Origin of the sequence: Marinomonas sp. A3A (assembly GCF_018336955.1) — a bacterium.
Classification (GTDB): domain Bacteria; phylum Pseudomonadota; class Gammaproteobacteria; order Pseudomonadales; family Marinomonadaceae; genus Marinomonas; species Marinomonas lutimaris.
Map to the genome: position 1 here is coordinate 2,155,750 of NZ_CP025532.1, position 15,568 is coordinate 2,171,317.

The 15,568-nt window shown below is 41.7% G+C and carries 15 protein-coding genes; 8 read left to right on the forward strand and 7 right to left on the reverse strand.

All coding sequences use genetic code 11. The features are described 5' to 3' along the window. Window positions 1–102: 102 nt before the first annotated feature. Entirely contained in the window at window positions 103–2,904 is a 2,802-nt protein-coding gene (locus CYL31_RS09955) for a bifunctional aconitate hydratase 2/2-methylisocitrate dehydratase (RefSeq protein ID WP_212918752.1), read from the reverse strand. A gap of 403 nt (window positions 2,905–3,307) precedes the next feature. Next, window positions 3,308–5,065 carry a formylglycine-generating enzyme family protein gene (locus tag CYL31_RS09960; RefSeq protein ID WP_212918753.1) on the reverse strand — a complete coding sequence of 586 codons (1,758 nt, stop codon included), beginning with the start codon at window positions 5,063–5,065 and terminating at the stop codon, window positions 3,308–3,310. A gap of 88 nt (window positions 5,066–5,153) precedes the next feature. On the opposite strand from CYL31_RS09960, the gene CYL31_RS09965 reads away from it, so the two are divergent. Continuing rightward, window positions 5,154–5,765: a MiaE family protein gene (locus tag CYL31_RS09965; protein ID WP_212918754.1), complete on the forward strand. Its 612-nt coding sequence runs from the start codon at window positions 5,154–5,156 to the stop codon at window positions 5,763–5,765. 91 nt (window positions 5,766–5,856) lie between these two features. After that, window positions 5,857–6,171: a hypothetical protein gene (locus CYL31_RS09970; RefSeq protein WP_249411758.1), complete on the forward strand. Its 315-nt coding sequence runs from the start codon at window positions 5,857–5,859 to the stop codon at window positions 6,169–6,171. Between the two features lie 71 nt (window positions 6,172–6,242). Here CYL31_RS09970 and CYL31_RS09975 read toward each other — a convergent pair whose 3' ends face one another. From CYL31_RS09975 to queC, 4 genes are all read right to left on the reverse strand, one after another. Further along, on the reverse strand, window positions 6,243–7,019 hold the full coding sequence (locus CYL31_RS09975) for a UDP-2,3-diacylglucosamine diphosphatase (RefSeq protein WP_212918755.1): 777 nt from the start codon (window positions 7,017–7,019) through the stop codon (window positions 6,243–6,245). Continuing rightward, window positions 7,019–7,522: a peptidylprolyl isomerase gene (locus CYL31_RS09980; RefSeq protein WP_212918756.1), complete on the reverse strand. Its 504-nt coding sequence runs from the start codon at window positions 7,520–7,522 to the stop codon at window positions 7,019–7,021. The genes CYL31_RS09975 and CYL31_RS09980 overlap by 1 nt, the downstream gene beginning before the upstream one ends. 40 nt (window positions 7,523–7,562) lie before the next feature. After that, window positions 7,563–8,213 carry a 7-carboxy-7-deazaguanine synthase gene (gene queE / locus CYL31_RS09985; RefSeq protein ID WP_212918757.1) on the reverse strand — a complete coding sequence of 217 codons (651 nt, stop codon included), beginning with the start codon at window positions 8,211–8,213 and terminating at the stop codon, window positions 7,563–7,565. A gap of 172 nt (window positions 8,214–8,385) precedes the next feature. Beyond that, the gene (gene queC, locus CYL31_RS09990; protein ID WP_212918758.1) at window positions 8,386–9,045 is read right to left on the reverse strand and encodes a 7-cyano-7-deazaguanine synthase QueC; all 660 of its coding nucleotides are present in this window, start codon (window positions 9,043–9,045) and stop codon (window positions 8,386–8,388) included. 224 nt (window positions 9,046–9,269) lie between these two features. Between queC and CYL31_RS09995 the strand changes: the two genes are divergently transcribed. The 5 genes from CYL31_RS09995 (at window position 9,270) to cysS (ending at window position 14,492) form a co-directional block, all read left to right on the forward strand. Next, window positions 9,270–10,253 (forward strand): bifunctional helix-turn-helix transcriptional regulator/GNAT family N-acetyltransferase, encoded by a 984-nt coding sequence (locus CYL31_RS09995; protein WP_212918759.1) that lies wholly within the window; start codon window positions 9,270–9,272, stop codon window positions 10,251–10,253. Next, a complete protein-coding gene (locus tag CYL31_RS10000) occupies window positions 10,250–10,984 on the forward strand; it encodes an AzlC family ABC transporter permease (protein WP_212918760.1) in 735 nt (244 codons plus the stop codon). Before CYL31_RS09995 ends, CYL31_RS10000 begins: the two co-directional genes overlap by 4 nt. Then, entirely contained in the window at window positions 10,981–11,310 is a 330-nt protein-coding gene (locus tag CYL31_RS10005; RefSeq protein ID WP_212918761.1) for an AzlD domain-containing protein, read from the forward strand. The genes CYL31_RS10000 and CYL31_RS10005 overlap by 4 nt, the downstream gene beginning before the upstream one ends. A gap of 121 nt (window positions 11,311–11,431) precedes the next feature. After that, window positions 11,432–13,105 carry a glutamine--tRNA ligase/YqeY domain fusion protein gene (locus tag CYL31_RS10010; RefSeq protein WP_212918762.1) on the forward strand — a complete coding sequence of 558 codons (1,674 nt, stop codon included), beginning with the start codon at window positions 11,432–11,434 and terminating at the stop codon, window positions 13,103–13,105. Window positions 13,106–13,109: 4 nt separating this feature from the next. Then, complete coding sequence (cysS, locus tag CYL31_RS10015) at window positions 13,110–14,492, forward strand: cysteine--tRNA ligase (RefSeq protein ID WP_212918763.1); 1,383 nt, start codon at window positions 13,110–13,112, stop codon at window positions 14,490–14,492. 66 nt (window positions 14,493–14,558) lie between these two features. On the opposite strand, the gene CYL31_RS10020 is transcribed toward cysS, so the two are convergent. Further along, window positions 14,559–14,999, reverse strand: a complete 441-nt coding sequence (locus tag CYL31_RS10020; RefSeq protein ID WP_212918764.1) for a universal stress protein — start codon at window positions 14,997–14,999, stop codon at window positions 14,559–14,561. A gap of 63 nt (window positions 15,000–15,062) precedes the next feature. Between CYL31_RS10020 and CYL31_RS10025 the strand changes: the two genes are divergently transcribed. Then, on the forward strand, window positions 15,063–15,548 hold the full coding sequence (locus tag CYL31_RS10025; RefSeq protein WP_212918765.1) for a hypothetical protein: 486 nt from the start codon (window positions 15,063–15,065) through the stop codon (window positions 15,546–15,548). Window positions 15,549–15,568: the final 20 nt, after the last annotated feature.

Genomic DNA, 15,568 nt, shown 5'->3' on the forward strand with positions numbered 1-15,568 from the left:
ATAAAAAAATGCCGGTGTTAACCTCTACGCATTGCCTGTAAGGCTTTTTGTAGATTAACACCGGCATTGCATCATATTAGCAATATGATTTTACTGTAGGGTTTAGATGTTGTTTACAGGAATAAACTCTACTGGAGCCATTGTCATTGCATCTAGCGGTGGAGCGAAATCCGTTAGTGTAATGCCTGCTACAGCAGCTTTGTATTCTTCTAATGTTGGGAAACGTCCCAATATTGTAGAAAGTACAACGACTGGAGTGGAGCCAAGCAAAGATTCGCCTTTCTTCTCTTTAGAATCCGCTACAACACGACCTTGGAATAATCGAGTAGAGGTCGCAATAACCGTATCGCCTGGCTCTGCTTTCTCTTGGTTACCCATACACAAGTTACATCCAGGGCGTTCCAAGTACATGATGTTTTCGTATTTAGTACGTGCTTCGCCTTTTGGTTTAGCATCGTCAAATTCAAAACCAGCATATTTCTTCAGAATATCCCAGTCACCCTCTGCTTTTAGCTCATCAACGATGTTATATGTTGGTGGCGCAACAACTAGTGGCACTTTGAATGATACGCTACCATTTTGTTTTTCAAGGTTGCGAAGCATTTGAGCGATGATCTGCATATCGCCTTTGTGAACCATGCAAGAACCAACGAAACCTAGATCAACAGGTTTATCTTTATAGAAAGATATTTGGCGAATCACATCGTGAGTGTAACGCTTAGAAACGTCATCGTTGTTAACGTCTGGATCGGCAATCATTGGTTCAATGATTTCATCAAGGTCAACAACGACATCAGCATAGTAATGGGCATTGTTGTCTGGAACCAAGGCAGGTTGTTCGCCTGAAGTGATACCGGCAATACGCTTGTCAGCAAGAGCAATCAAGCCATGAAGCGTTTGAGCTTCATTCTCCATGCCTTTATCAATCATGATCTGAATGCGTTTTTTTGCTAATTCAAGCGATTGAATAAGAGTCTTGTCTTGAGAAATACAGATGGAAGCTTTTGCTTTCATCTCAGCAGTCCAGTCAGTAAAGGTGAACGCTTGGTCAGCCATCAACGTGCCAATGTGTACTTCGATTACACGACCTTGGAATACGTTTTCGCCGCCAAATTGTTTAAGCATCTGAGCTTGCGTAGCGTGTACAACGTCACGGAAATCCATGTGGCTCTTCATTTCGCCTTTAAAGGTTACTTTGACAGATTCAGGGATTGGCATAGTTGCTTCACCTGTCGCTAAAGCCAACGCAACTGTTCCAGAATCGGCACCAAAAGCGACGCCTTTAGACATGCGAGTATGAGAGTCACCACCAATGATGATCGCTGTGTCATCAACAGTAATATCATTCAAGACTTTATGAATAACGTCAGTCATTGGAGGATAAACGCCTTTTGGATCACGACCTGTGATTAATCCAAATTTGTTCATAAAAGACATAAGTTTTGGAATGTTAGCTTGCGCTTTTGAATCCCAAACAGACGCAGTGTGGCAACCAGATTGGTAAGCACCATCAACGCTTGGAGAAATGACAGTAGCTGCCATAGACTCTAATTCTTGGGCCGTCATTAAGCCAGTCGTGTCTTGCGAGCCAACAATGTTTACTTTTACGCGAACATCAGACCCAGCATGTAGTGCTTTTTTAGATTTAACACCCACTGCATTTTTGTTGAAGATTTTCTCAACTGCCGTTAGACCTTGGTCATCATTAGATATTTCTTGTGCAGGAGCATAGACAGTAGGCGTTGGGATACCTAGTGTTTCAGCGGCAAACGTTTGTAGTTTCTTGCCAAAGACAACAGCGTATGAGCTACCGGCTTTCATAAACTCAACTTGTTGTGGAGTGAAAGCGGAAGAAACATCGACTAATTCTTTATCACCGTTGTAAAGTTTCTTTTCTTTAGTGTTGATTGTTAAAACAGTACCTGTCTCTACTGAGTAGGCTTGCTCAAGAACGGTATCGCCATTAGCATCAAGAACTGGTTTACCATTAGCATCCACTTTCTTAACCCAGTTTTTCAGGTCTAGACCGATACCGCCAGTAACACCAACAGTCGTCATGAAAATTGGGGAGATGCCGTTCGTGCCCGCAACAACTGGAGCAAAGTTCACGAATGGAATGTATGGGCTTGCTTGTTGACCAGCCCAAAGCGCGACGTTATTTACGCCAGACATACGTGAAGAACCAACGCCCATTGTGCCTTTTTCTGCGATAAGCATAACTTTCGCTGTTGGGTGTTTGATTTGTAATGCTTTGATTTCTTGCTGAGCTTCAGGTGTGATCATGCACTTACCGTGAAGTTCACGGTCAGAGCGTGAGTGAGCTTGGTTACCTGGAGATAGCAAATCTGTAGAGATATCACCTTCAGCGGCAATGTAAGTTACCACTTCAATTTTTTCGCTGATGTCAGGAAGCTTAGTGAAAAACTCTGCTTTAGCGTAGCTTTCTAAAATGTCTTTAGCGATAGTGTTACCAGCTTTGTAAGCTGATTCTAGGCGCTCCATATCTGCTTCATACAGAAATACTTGGGTTTTTAAAACTTCAGCAGCAGGAGTTGCAACAGAGGAATCATCTGACAATGCAAGGTCAATCAATACTTCAACTGATGGACCGCCTTTCATATGAGAAAGTAGTTCTAGAGCGAACTCAGGTGAGATTTCTTTTACATTACTTTCGCCTAGGATAATTTCTTTCAAGAATTCTGCTTTAACGACTGCAGCGCTTGTTGTGCCAGGCAAGGTGTTGTAGATGAAAAAGTCTAGAGATTCTTTACGGTGTTCATGCTCGGTATCTTTGATTTGAGCGATGATTTCAGATAATAAGTCGCCGCCATCAATCGGTTTAGGATGCAATCCCTGGCTTTTACGATTCTCTATTTCTTGTAAGTACTCTAAATATAAGCTCATTTGCACCTCTGAATAATAATTTACGATAATGTTATGTGCTAATAATGGAATTTAGGTTAACTATATTTGCCCTAAAGAAAATAGTGCGACTAACCTTATTTCTTCATTCCTTTGATTAGCTGTTTCTATACAGATCGTTTTTTTGCATCAAGGGGTAGATGCAGGGATGTCCCCCAATACAAGTCTTTCGACCTGTCTACAATATGTTATTAGCATATTGATTCCCCTTAGTTTAATTTTTTGACTTTACAGATCTCAATGTTAAAAACGCCGACTTGCTTTAATACAAAAAATAAGTCGTGAGATGCTTTTATCATTTTTTGATGCACTTATTTTATAGAAAAAAAGCGCTCAAGACTTACTATGCGCCATAACAATTTCGAATAGGTGACATTTAGCGGAATTATTCTGATTTAGCTAAATCATCAGCTTGCTGAATAATCCTCACCACCCTAAAGCCCCAATTGCTGGCTTTTAAATCAGGTTGAGCTCTATAACGAGTAGAACTACGGCCAACTCGTGGGATATCAAACCAAGATCCTCCCCGAAGTACTCTGTTATCACATTGATTGGCTAACCAAACCTGATTTTTAGTTGGCGCACCGTCATACGTGTCGTGATAGCAGTCTTCTACCCATTCTGCGACGTTACCGTGCATATCAAATAAGCCTAGTGGATTACTCGCTTGACTGCCAACTGGCGCAGACGATATGCCGTCCCACTTGCTCCCACAGCTATCACAGACGCTATAGCCTTGTTTTACATTATCGCCATACCAGAAGGCGGTGCTTGAATCTGCTCTGGCGGAATACTCCCATTCTATTTCTGTTGGCAAACGGTATTCAGCATTCGTCTCGCTAGATATCCAAGCAGTGTAGGCCTTGGCATCGTGCCAGCTGACATTAATGACGGGGCGTTCTCCTCGCCCCCAACCATTGTCTGGAGGAAGTTCTCTATTGGTCGCTTTGGCGAATTTGTCATATTGGTCAAAGGTGACTTCATATTTACTGATGTAAAACCCATTAGGTATGTCGACTTCATGAGCTGGTTTTTCATTATCGTCACCCATATGACCTTGATCGCCCATAATAAAAGTCGCAGGAGGGATTTTTTCAATTTTAGGTGCTGTGCCACCAGATATGAGGGGTTCTTCTAATACTTGTGGCAAGGCTTCGAATGGCGTTTCTATTACAACTTCCGGTTGTTCTACTTTAGGAGTAATAACCACCTTTTCAGGTGGTGGTGAATCAGGCCATAGGACGATCGCCGCAATAAGGCTTGTGGCGATAAAAGCGCCAGCACCAAGAGTGATGGGCGACACAGTACGAATATAGCGTTTCACTGCTCGTTTTGTTGCTGAACTATCACTTACTTCTGGTTTATAAAGATTCGCTCGGATGATCCGAATTACTTCGGTTAAGGATTTAGGGCGGTGGCGTTCGTTTTCACGACTCCATTTTAGTAAACGGCTCCATGTAGCATCGCTTAAATTAGGGTGAGTATCTGGAAGTCCAGTAGTGAAATCTTTATCAAGAATAGACTCGCCCAATAGTGCAGCCATCAAGAGGCGCATAAAAGCAAAGCTATCTGAAGCGGGTGTGCGCTGTTGCTCTTTTTTTAGATATTCAGGAGGAAAAAAACGAGAGTCCATCTCACTGGACTCAATTCTTTTCATCCAGTTATGCGAACCAAACCCTGTCATTAAACCTAGTCCATTCACTACATGGATAGAGTTTAAATCTAAATGACCATGGAATAGACCGTTACGATGGACTTGATCCAATGCCTTGGCAATATTGTCGAATAAGCTAATGACAACATTAAGAGGTGCTCCGTCAGGATATTTGCCTAAAAAGCTGTAGAGGTTTTCACCACCACAGACAGCAGAACATGAAAAAACCCACAAATTAGAATAAAAAGGCGGGTAATTTGGAGTGATTGCAGGGTGTTTTACGCTGGCGTATTTCCTAGAGTTTTGTAAAAAATCTTCAACCTTTCCTTTGCTAGATTGAAAGAAACGCAGCACAAAAGGGCGCCCACCCTGATCTGCAACCCAAGTGGTTTTATGGCTATCCATAGGGTAGTTTAAAACATACGGATCTAGCTCGACGCCAACATGTTGGCCAATTTTCAGTTTTTTGGGGTCATAAAAATCATTCATTACGAATTTGATATCCAAATCAAGACGTTGCTGCCTAAGTGCTTAATACAGGGTATAATCACGTTTTTTAACATAAAAAGGTAGAGTAATGTTATCAGCGTACCCAGAGCTTGTTGAATTTCTTCCGTGTGAGTCTCCTGAGGCATGGGTAAATTGGGCTCTAGAAAATCAAACTCTGCTATTAAATGACCATGCTCACTGTGAGAAAAAAGCGGCTTCAACGGCTATGAGTCTAATGTATCGCTACGTTGATCGCGATAACTTGCTTCATAAAATGTCTCGTTTGGCCCGTGAGGAATTATTGCATTTCGAGCAAGTTCATAAAATTATGCGCAAACGAGAGGTTACTTACGATCACTTGTCGGCCTCACGCTATGCTGACGGTCTTCGCAAACACATTCGAACCCATGAACCTGCGCGTCTGGTTGATACTATGATTATCGGTGCTTTTGTTGAGGCACGTTCTTGCGAGCGTTTTGCTGCCTTGGCTCCGCATCTTGATGAAGAGTTGTCGAAGTTTTATATTTCATTGCTAAAATCAGAAGCAAGGCATTTTGAAGATTACCTTGAGCTTGCAAAAGAATACTCAAATGAACCCATTGATGATCGTGTAGCTTTTTTCCGAGATTTAGAAGAGAAGCTAATCACGGAGCCAGATACCGAATTCCGTATGCATAGTGGCCCCCCAAGTCTGATGTAGGTTACAAAATTCCACAATCTATTTGCACATCTTAATGGTGACTTTTAGGCAGGGTGCTACACTCATATTATCGTCAGAGCTTCTGGAGAATATGATGGGTATACATAAGAGCGAAACCCTGCCAGATGTCACGTATTGGCTCGCATTGGAAATTGCGAAAGTAGACCCTGTGGTAGACTTGGACGTGATGTATAAAGGATCTCTTGAGCTGGATTTCTTGTACCAACTGCTTACTTGTAAAGTGCAGCAATATTGGTGGCAAGCTTACGGTATTCAATTGAGTCCGGTGATTGTTAATAATGCCTTTTTTCGTGCTGTAGCAATGCTGCACAATCGCAATGTTGAATTTAGTCGATCTCGTAATTCAGAGGAAACGCTTTGGGTGAGAGAGCTTTTGAATCGTTAAATGAGCATTAAAAAATGCCAGCTTAAGCTGGCATTTTTGAGTAGTACTTTTCAAAATGACGAGTGCGATATCTAATAAAGCGTTTCTTTATGAATCGCTTCTAGTCCAGCTAATCCGTTCTGCAAGAAATTATCTACAGAAGCTTTGCTTTGAGTGTAGGTATTACCTTCAATGCTCGCTAGCCAGATAGAGTCATCCCAATCACCAAGTACACAGCGCAGATGCTGATCGTTTTTGTGTACATTAGGGCGATGTGTGTGACCATGTATCAATGTTTTGCAGTGGTGTTGCGCTAAAGACTCTTCAACAGCCGATGGCGTGATGTCCATGATTGATATGGATTTATCAGATGCCATTGATTTGCTGTCATTGCGAAGTTGGGCTGCTAACGCGACACGTTGCTCAAGCGGCAAAGCAAGAATATGTTCCTGCCAAGCGCTGGAGCGTACCGTTTTCCTGAATGCTTGGTATTCAGTATCTTCCAAACAGTATTCGTCACCATGTGTTAACAGCACAGCGTTATCTTCAAGAAGTAACTTGGTTTGTTCTTGAATAAGCGTAGCACCAACACGACTGATCCAATCGCTACCTATCAAGAAGTCTCGGTTGCCATGTAAAAAGTACAAAGCGATTCCAGACTCAGACAGCTCAGTTAAGGCATTTTCTATTTCAGTATTCCAATTTGCCTGATAATCGTCACCGATCCAAGCTTCGTAGAAATCTCCTAAAATATACAGTGTTGCCTTTTCTTCACGTGCAATAAGCTCTTTACTCATTTGTACAAACGCTCGGATTAAATCCGGGCGTTTGTCACTTAGATGTAGATCTGAAATAAAATAACGAATCATTAGCCTTCGCTTTTTACCAGTTCAGCGCTTTCAATGATAACGTCTTCAGCAGGAACGTCTTGGTGTCCTGACTTCATTGTTGTTTTCACTTCTTTGATTTTGTTAACGATGTCCATACCGGCGGTTACTCTACCAAATACTGCGTAGCCCCAACCATCTGGCGTTTTGCTGCGGTGGTTTAGGAAGCTGTTGTCTGCAACGTTGATGAAAAACTGCGCAGAAGCCGAGTGTGGGTCCATGGTGCGAGCCATCGCTAATGTACCAACTTCATTTTTAAGTCCATTGTCTGCTTCGTTTTCAATTGCAGTACGAGTTTCTTTTTGAGTCATACCTGGTTCAAAGCCACCACCTTGAACCATGAAGCCATTGATTACACGATGGAAAATAACGCCATCGTAAAAGCCAGAAGTGACATAATCTTCAAAATTTTTCGCAGATTTTGGCGCTTTCTCGTAATCTAGTTCAACGTGAATGTCACCGTGATTTGTGTGTAGAATAATCATTTAAGATTCCTTGTTTAATTAATAGTAAAGTGTCGTTTATCTAATCAATGTTGAGCATTTTATGTGTTTGTAAGCTAAGACGCCACCGTGGATGCGATAAACAATAATGTAAAGTGGCTTGTTGAGTGTCAACGAGTGGAATTTGATCTGCTGTTAAGTGACTTTGATCCATCGGTTGAAGGTAAAAGTGCTGAAAATTTAGCTTTTCAAATAAATCAGGTGAAATATGTGATTGTGGATATACCAGCTTGAGTTCATTGCCTTTGGTTACAACTAAGGGTTTAGCTGTTTTTGGGCTAACACATATCCAATCAATCCCATCGGGTAATACCATAGTGCCATTCGTTTCAATCGCGATGGTATAACCGTATCGCTTCATTTCAGCAATCAGCTCGGTATCCAGCTGAAGAGCAGGTTCGCCGCCAGTAAAAACAACGTATTTGTGTCCTTGACCTTCCGGCCAAAGCGCATCTATATGGGCCCGTAATAGTTCGGCGGTTTTGAATTTTCCGCCATGTTGCCCATCTGTACCGATAAAATCGGTGTCACAAAACTGGCATTCGGATTTAGCGCGTGTTTTTTCTAAGCCAGACCATAAATTACAGCCGGTAAAACGACAAAATAGAGCAGGGCGTCCAGCATGCGCACCTTCGCCTTGTAACGAATAAAAGGCTTCTTTAATAGAATACATTTGGTTATACCTATTACATACTGACAAGCAGCATCTCGAAAAACAGTCGAGGTAAGGGTTATAACTTTAGTTGATAATTTAATCGCCAAATTGGGGATTTGTGGAACAAAAACCAATCGGCACTAAAACAAACACACTAAAATCAGGAATAATTCTTTGTCTAACTTCTTGTTTAAGCTTCGTAATCCAATGGATCTGTTTGGCCTTGTTCTGCAAACGCTTCTAAACGTTCGTAGCAAGCGCCACATTTACCACAAGATTTTTCGCGACCATTGTAACAAGTCCATGTATTGGCATAGTTAAGGTTCATATCCAATCCGGCTTTTAAGATCTCACCTTTTGATGAATGTAAAAATGGCGTGACGATTTCTACAGACTGATAATTGGCAATTTTAGATACCGCGTTCATCGCTTCCACAAATTCTGGACGGCAATCAGGATAAATATGGTGATCGCCTGAATGAGCACCGTAATAGACTTTGCCTGCTTCTAATGAAACGGCATAAGCAATCGCCATAGAAAGCAAGACCATGTTGCGATTTGGCACTACGGTAGACTTCATGTTGTCGTCTTCGTAATGGCCTTCTGGAATTTCTGCATCACTGGTGAGCGATGAGTTTGCCATTAGGCTATTGATTGCGGTGATATCGACAACTTTATGGGATACGCCTAATTCACGGCAGGCTCGTGCGGCGACTTCTAATTCTTTACTGTGCTTTTGTCCGTAGTTAAAGGATAAAGCATAAACATCCAATCCGTTTTGAATTGCTGTATTCAGAACGGTAAAAGAATCCATTCCTCCTGAATATACAACGACGGCTTTTTCAGACATCTTTTGGCTCCTCAAAATAAACCTCATTAGCCTCTGTAAAAATTACAGTAGCAAGGCGAGGGTTGATAAAGCGCGGAGTATAGCAGACAGCCAATCATTCAAACTAGAAATCTAAGAGGAAATAGGGCTTGTAACCACTTAAGCTTTGCGATAATTTTATTTGCGTAACTGGTTACCTATTTTTTTATGTTTTTTATTAATCAAGTTTGTATATTGGAAATCGTATGGAACAATTTGGAGTATTAACACTAGGTAGTCGATTGAAGCGGTTAAGTGATCACTTGTTTATTCAAGTACAAGAAATCTATTCCCAGTGCGATATACCTATTTCAGCAACCTACTTCCCCATCCTTAGGTTGTTGCAAAAAACAGGCAGTTTGTCCGTGATGGAAATTGCTGAACGCTTGCATCTAAGTCATCCAGCGGTGAGCAAGCAAACCACTAAGATGATCAAAGAAAACTTGTTAGAGAAAACGGTCGATGAGCAAGATCAGCGAAGATCTTCCTTGTGCCTTTCTGCGTTTGGCCTAAGCGCTATGCAACGTGTAGAGCCAGTGTTACAAGAAATGAAAATCATCCTTGAAAAAATGACCGCTTTTTCTAGTGAAAATTTCATGGCTAGTTTGTCTAGCTTGGAGTCACAGGTTTTGAGTAGCAGTTTGGCGGATAAGGTACTGGACCGTTTAGAGCCTATTGAAATTGTCTTGCTAGAAACGCAGCACGAAAAAGCGTTTTATGATCTTAATATGGCTTGGCTGGAGCGTTACTTTCCTAATCATATTGTTGAAAAGGATCGAATCACCCTAAGCAACCCTAATCAAGAAATCATTGAAAAAGGCGGGGTGGTTTGGGTGGCGATTCGCAAAACAAAATCGGTTCATTCAGTCGTTGGAACTATTGCTTTTGCTTCTATGGAGGGCGGTTCTTCTGATCTCAAAAAAGGAGAAGTGTTTAAATTGTCAGTTGCTGAGCACGCTCAAGGTAAAGGGATTGCTCAACGCTTGCTGTCAACTGCGATTGATTTTGCTACTCAAGGTGGTTTTTCAACATTATCACTAGAAACGGCATCTTGTTTAGACGTAGCACGGCATCTTTATGATAAAAACGGTTTTGTTGAGAAACCATTTCCGATCCCTTCCTTGTACGCAAGAGCGGATGTCTATATGGAAAAATTATTAATATTGAAAACGAATCGAGATCTTTCATGAATACAATACAAGATATGCGGCGAGGTGCTATTGCCTCCATTCCTATGATTATTGGCGGCATACCATTTGGTTTGCTGTTTGGTTCGTTAGCATCCAGCTATGGATTGAGTCCTTGGTTTGCTGTTGCTATGTCGGCCTTTGTGTTTGCTGGCTCTGCACAATTTGTCGCACTTGGCTTGATCGCATTACATGCACCCATCTGGGTAATTGTTTCGACAACCTTTATCGTTAATTTACGCCATCTTTTGTACGCAGCAGATCTAGTTAAGTTTGTGAAACATTTACCTATGTCGATGAGAATTGTCATGGGCTTTGGTCTGACTGATGAAACTTATGCAGCGGTTCGCCCCATGTATGAAGTAGGTTCAGCAGATGAAAAAAATGGCCATAAAGTCTACCTCGGTTCGTTTCTCTCGTTTTATATCATGTGGAATGTGACCACGGTTTTAGGCGTTCTGTCCGGTGAACTAATTCCCGGGATGAGTGAGTGGGGGTTAGAGTTTGCAATGGTGGCGACCTTTATTGGCATCATTACACCATATTTGAAACATAAAGCTTTTTGGTTGTGCTTGTTAAGTGCTGGTGTGTCGTCAATTATTCTATCTGATTTGCCAAATAATTTAGGGCTGCTGGTCTCTGCGGTAATCGGTGTGGCAATGGGATTTGTGAGTGATTCTTCTAATAAAACAATTTCAAAATCAGAAGCAAGTATGCAAGAGGTAAGCAAATGACTTTGTGGCAAGGGACTATCATTATTCTTGGCATGTTTGCTGTGACCTTTGGCGTGAGGTTTGTTTTGTTTGCACGAGCAGATAAAGTTGTCATGCCTACTTTTATTGAAAAAGCGTTGAAGTTTGTTCCCGTTGCGGTTTTGACAGCCATCATCACACCGATGATTTTGATGCCAACGCAGCAGATAGATATTTCGCTATCTAACCCTTGGTTACTTGGTGCGTTAGCGGCTTTTGTTGTGGGTATTTGGCGTCAGCAGCAATTGCTAACTATTCTAGTGGGCGTTTTGGTTTTTTTCGTGGCGAAATACGGATTTTCTTTATAAAAAAGAGAAAAAGGCAGAAAAGATTTTCTGCTCAATATCCCATGGAAACCTAAATACTATATACTTGCCGATCAAAGTAACAATATTGTTAGACCAACACTTATCGGGACTTACATCAAACATGTCAGAAACGTCTAAACCAGGTAATTTCATTACCCAAATCATTGATAAAGATAACGAATCAGGCAAGCATGGCGGTAAGGTTCTTACTCGCTTTCCACCTGAACCAAATGGCTACTTACATATCGGCCATGCTAAATCTATTTGCCTTAATTTTGGCTTAGCGCAGCGTTACAACGGTCAATGTAATCTACGTTTCGATGACACTAACCCAGAGAAGGAAAGTGTTGAATACATTGAGTCTATTAAGCGTGATGTTGAATGGCTTGGTTTTGAATGGAAAGGCGAACCTAAGTTTGCTTCAGACTATTTTGATCAGTTATTTGATTTTGCTGTGCAGCTTATTCAGGCAGGCAAAGCTTATGCTTGTGAACTTAATGCTGAGCAAATGCGGGAATACCGTGGCACCCTAAAAGAGCCAGGTAAAAATAGCCCATTCCGTGATCGTACCGTTAAAGAAAACATGGCTATTTTTATGGACATGAGAAATGGTAAATACAAAGATGGCGAAGTGGTTCTGCGTGCTAAAATTGATATGGCGAGCCCAAATATCAATATGCGCGATCCGATCGTTTATCGTGTTCGCCATGTGCACCATCACCAAACAGGTGACAAATGGTGTGTATACCCAATGTATGACTTCACTCATTGCTTGTCTGATGCATTGGAAAACATTACTCACTCTGTATGTACATTGGAATTCCAAGATCATCGTCCTTTGTATGATTGGGTATTGGAGACGTTAAAAACAGCTCATCCACAGCAAATTGAATTTGCTCGTTTGAACTTAAACTACACAGTGACAAGTAAACGTAAATTGAAGCAGTTAGTAGATGAAAAGCATGTACATGGTTGGGATGACCCACGGATGCCTACGATTTCTGGTTTGCGTCGTCGTGGTTATACATCTTTGTCCATCCGTAACTTCTGTGAACGTATTGGTGTGACCAAGTCTGACAGTGTTGTGGATGTTGGTATGCTAGAACATGCTATTCGTGAAGATTTGGATGCAAGCGCAAATCGCGTCATGGTTGTGCTAAATCCTATTAAGGTGACCTTGACCAACTACCCAGCAGACAAAGAAGAAATCTTCACTGTTAGCAATCATCCGAAAAACGAAGATGCTGGCACTCGTGAAGTGCCGTTTAGCAAAGAGTTATACATAGATGCTGCGGATTTTGCCGAAGTGCCTCCTCGTAAATGGAAGCGTTTGACACTTGATGGTGCTGTTCGTCTTCGTGGCGGTTACGTCATTACTTGTGATAAAGCGATTAAAAACGAAGCGGGCGAAGTGGTCGAATTACTTTGTCGCTATGATGAAAACACGCTTGGTGTGAATCCAGAAGATTACAAACCAAAAGGTGTGATTCATTGGGTGAGCGCAAAACATTCAGTAGATGCAACAGTTAATCTTTATGATCGTTTGTTCGTAAATGAAGCGCCTGATGCAAATTATGAAGATAAGAATTTCTTAGACTTTATTAATCCAGAGTCTTTGACGGTATTGACAAATGCTAAAGTTGAGCCATCTTTGTTGGCGTCTGACAAAGGTCAAGGCTTCCAGTTTGAGCGTGAAGGGTACTTCTGTCGCGATCTGAAAGAAGACGGTATGGTATTTAACCGTACTGTGACATTACGTGATTCTTGGGCGAAAATCGAAGCAAAAGGAAATTAATCGCATGTTGAAGATTTACAACACCCTAAGCGGGAAGAAAGAAATTTTCAAACCCATTGAAGAAGGCAAAGTGGGTATGTATGTCTGTGGTAACACGGTATACGACTTCTGCCACATTGGACATGCTCGCGCGATGATCTCCTTTGATATTATTTCGCGTTTTATTCGTCATCTCGGTTATGAGCTGAATTACGTTCGCAACATTACCGATGTTGATGACAAGATCATTAAGCGTGCAGAAGAAAATAACGAATCAACGCAGTCGTTAACTGAGCGTATGATTGCTGCACAGCGTGAAGATGAACTGCGTCTTGGTAATAAAATGCCAGATCGTGAGCCAAAAGCCACTGAGTTCATGCAAGAAATTATCGATATGGTGCAAATCCTTATTGATAAAGGTTTTGCTTATCAGGGCACTTCAGGTGATGTTTATTATCGAGCCACTAAATTCAAAGATTACGGTAAGCTGAATAACCGTAAGCTTGAAGATATGTTAGCTGGTGCGCGTATTGATGTTGAAGTAGCCAAAGAGCATCCAGCGGATTTCGTTTTGTGGAAACAAGCGAAAGCTGGCGAAGTATCTTGGCCTTCTCCTTGGGGTGATGGTCGTCCTGGTTGGCACATTGAATGTTCTGCCATGTCGACTAACTGTCTTGGTAGTCATTTTGATATTCATGGCGGCGGGCCTGATCTTAAGTTTCCGCATCATGAAAACGAAATTGCTCAGTCTGAAGCAGCGACTGGTAAGGATTATGTTAACTACTGGATGCACTGTGGTGCGGTTCGTGTTAATAACGAAAAAATGTCAAAATCTTTGGGTAACTTTTTTACAGTGCGCGATGTCTTGGCTAAGTTTAACCCTGAGGTGGTTCGTTACCTGATGGTTTCAAGTCAATATCGTAGTGCGATTGATTACTCCGATCAAAGTTTGATGGAAGCTAAGGTTGCTCTAGAGCGTCTTTACACTGCATTGCGTCAGCAGCCAGTTGCTGAATCATTTGAGCCGACAGTCTTCACTGAGCGCTTTGAAGAGGCTATGAAAGACGATTTTAATACAGCGGTTGCTGTTTCTGTGTTGTTTGAGCTAGTTCGCGAACTAAATAAAGCAAAAGCAGAAGATGCAGACAAAGCGTTAGTGTTGGCGGCAGAGTTACGCTCTTTGGCAGAATTGCTTGGCTTGTTGTATCAAGATCCAGAGTACTTTTTGCAAAACAGCACTGTGTCTGAGGGATTGGATGAAGCTGCAATACAGGCTTTGATCGACGAAAGAACGCAAGCTCGCAAAGATAAAAACTTTGCTCGTAGTGATGAGATACGTGATGAGTTGGCTGGTCAAGGAATTGAACTTCTCGATAGTCGAGAAGGGACAACTTGGACCAGAAGTTAAGGTATTGATCTAAAAAGAAAAAAGGCGATGGGATCATCGCCTTTTTTATTGTGTGATTAGTTTACGTTAGTCTTTGTCTTTAGCCACTTTAACCGCTAATACGTCGCATGGTGCGCCGTGAAGAACGCCATTTGCTGTGGATCCAAGTAATAGAGCAAGACCGTGACGACCATGACTTCCAACTACGATCAGATCGACTCGTTTCTCTTCGGCTATGCGGTGTATTTCGCTTTCTATGCCACCTTGAGAAATGCAGCTTTCTTGAACAGGAACATCCAATTGAGCTTCAAGGATGGCAATTCGCTCTTTGGCTGTTTCTTGTAGTTGTGCTTGGATATCTGTGATATCGATTGGGACATCACCACCATAGGCATAATTGAGTGATTCAATAACATGAAGTATGGTAAGTTCCGCACCCGTTGCTTTGCAAAGTGCAACGGCTTTGTTAGCTACCTTGATACTTTCATCGGTTAAGTCAACAGCGAGTAGAATTCTGCTATACATCATAGAACACCTCCAAATTTGGCTCGATTTATTTATTTTAGTTTAAAACTAGAGAGACATTAAAATATGACCGCTCTTATTGTTATTTTCATTACATTATCTTTAATGGGGTCAGCGTTATGGATTATGCCTCCTAAAAAAGAGCGTCAACGCATGGCTTTACGTATGCATGCTCGAAAACTTGGTCTCACAGTTCAGCTTACATCAATTGATCTCCCTGACAAGTGGGATAAATCAATGAATAGGCAAAAAACAATTGCTTATGCTTTTTACCGATTGAAGCCTGTGACTTCCTTGCCAGATTGTATTTGGCTGCTACCTTATGAGGTATGGAAATATAATGCCTTGCTTGATGGGTGGTGGTCTAGTGAATTATTTCCATTGACTGCTGATGCCCAAAAAGTGTTGGAAAAACACGGGGCATTGCTTGTGGCGATAAAAATAACACCAGAGAGTGTGTCATTGTATTGGGATGAGGCAGGCGATGAGTTGGTCTTGGATGAGTTGTCTACACTAATATATTCATTGGTAGAGTTAAAAAGCGTCACGTAAAAGACGTATTGCGTGACGCT

Excerpts from the sequence above, each read along its gene's own strand:
- CYL31_RS09955 (WP_212918752.1), bottom strand. The coding sequence starts at position 2,904 with ATGAGCTTATATTTAGAGTACTTACAAGAAATAGAGAATCGTAAAAGC.
- CYL31_RS09960 (WP_212918753.1), bottom strand. The coding sequence starts at position 5,065 with ATGAATGATTTTTATGACCCCAAAAAACTGAAAATTGGCCAACATGTT.
- CYL31_RS09965 (WP_212918754.1), top strand. The coding sequence starts at position 5,154 with ATGTTATCAGCGTACCCAGAGCTTGTTGAATTTCTTCCGTGTGAGTCT.
- CYL31_RS09970 (WP_249411758.1), top strand. The coding sequence starts at position 5,857 with ATGATGGGTATACATAAGAGCGAAACCCTGCCAGATGTCACGTATTGG.
- CYL31_RS09975 (WP_212918755.1), bottom strand. The coding sequence starts at position 7,019 with ATGATTCGTTATTTTATTTCAGATCTACATCTAAGTGACAAACGCCCG.
- CYL31_RS09980 (WP_212918756.1), bottom strand. The coding sequence starts at position 7,522 with ATGATTATTCTACACACAAATCACGGTGACATTCACGTTGAACTAGAT.
- queE (WP_212918757.1), bottom strand. The coding sequence starts at position 8,213 with ATGTATTCTATTAAAGAAGCCTTTTATTCGTTACAAGGCGAAGGTGCG.
- queC (WP_212918758.1), bottom strand. The coding sequence starts at position 9,045 with ATGTCTGAAAAAGCCGTCGTTGTATATTCAGGAGGAATGGATTCTTTT.
- CYL31_RS09995 (WP_212918759.1), top strand. The coding sequence starts at position 9,270 with ATGGAACAATTTGGAGTATTAACACTAGGTAGTCGATTGAAGCGGTTA.
- CYL31_RS10000 (WP_212918760.1), top strand. The coding sequence starts at position 10,250 with ATGAATACAATACAAGATATGCGGCGAGGTGCTATTGCCTCCATTCCT.
- CYL31_RS10005 (WP_212918761.1), top strand. The coding sequence starts at position 10,981 with ATGACTTTGTGGCAAGGGACTATCATTATTCTTGGCATGTTTGCTGTG.
- CYL31_RS10010 (WP_212918762.1), top strand. The coding sequence starts at position 11,432 with ATGTCAGAAACGTCTAAACCAGGTAATTTCATTACCCAAATCATTGAT.
- cysS (WP_212918763.1), top strand. The coding sequence starts at position 13,110 with ATGTTGAAGATTTACAACACCCTAAGCGGGAAGAAAGAAATTTTCAAA.
- CYL31_RS10020 (WP_212918764.1), bottom strand. The coding sequence starts at position 14,999 with ATGATGTATAGCAGAATTCTACTCGCTGTTGACTTAACCGATGAAAGT.
- CYL31_RS10025 (WP_212918765.1), top strand. The coding sequence starts at position 15,063 with ATGACCGCTCTTATTGTTATTTTCATTACATTATCTTTAATGGGGTCA.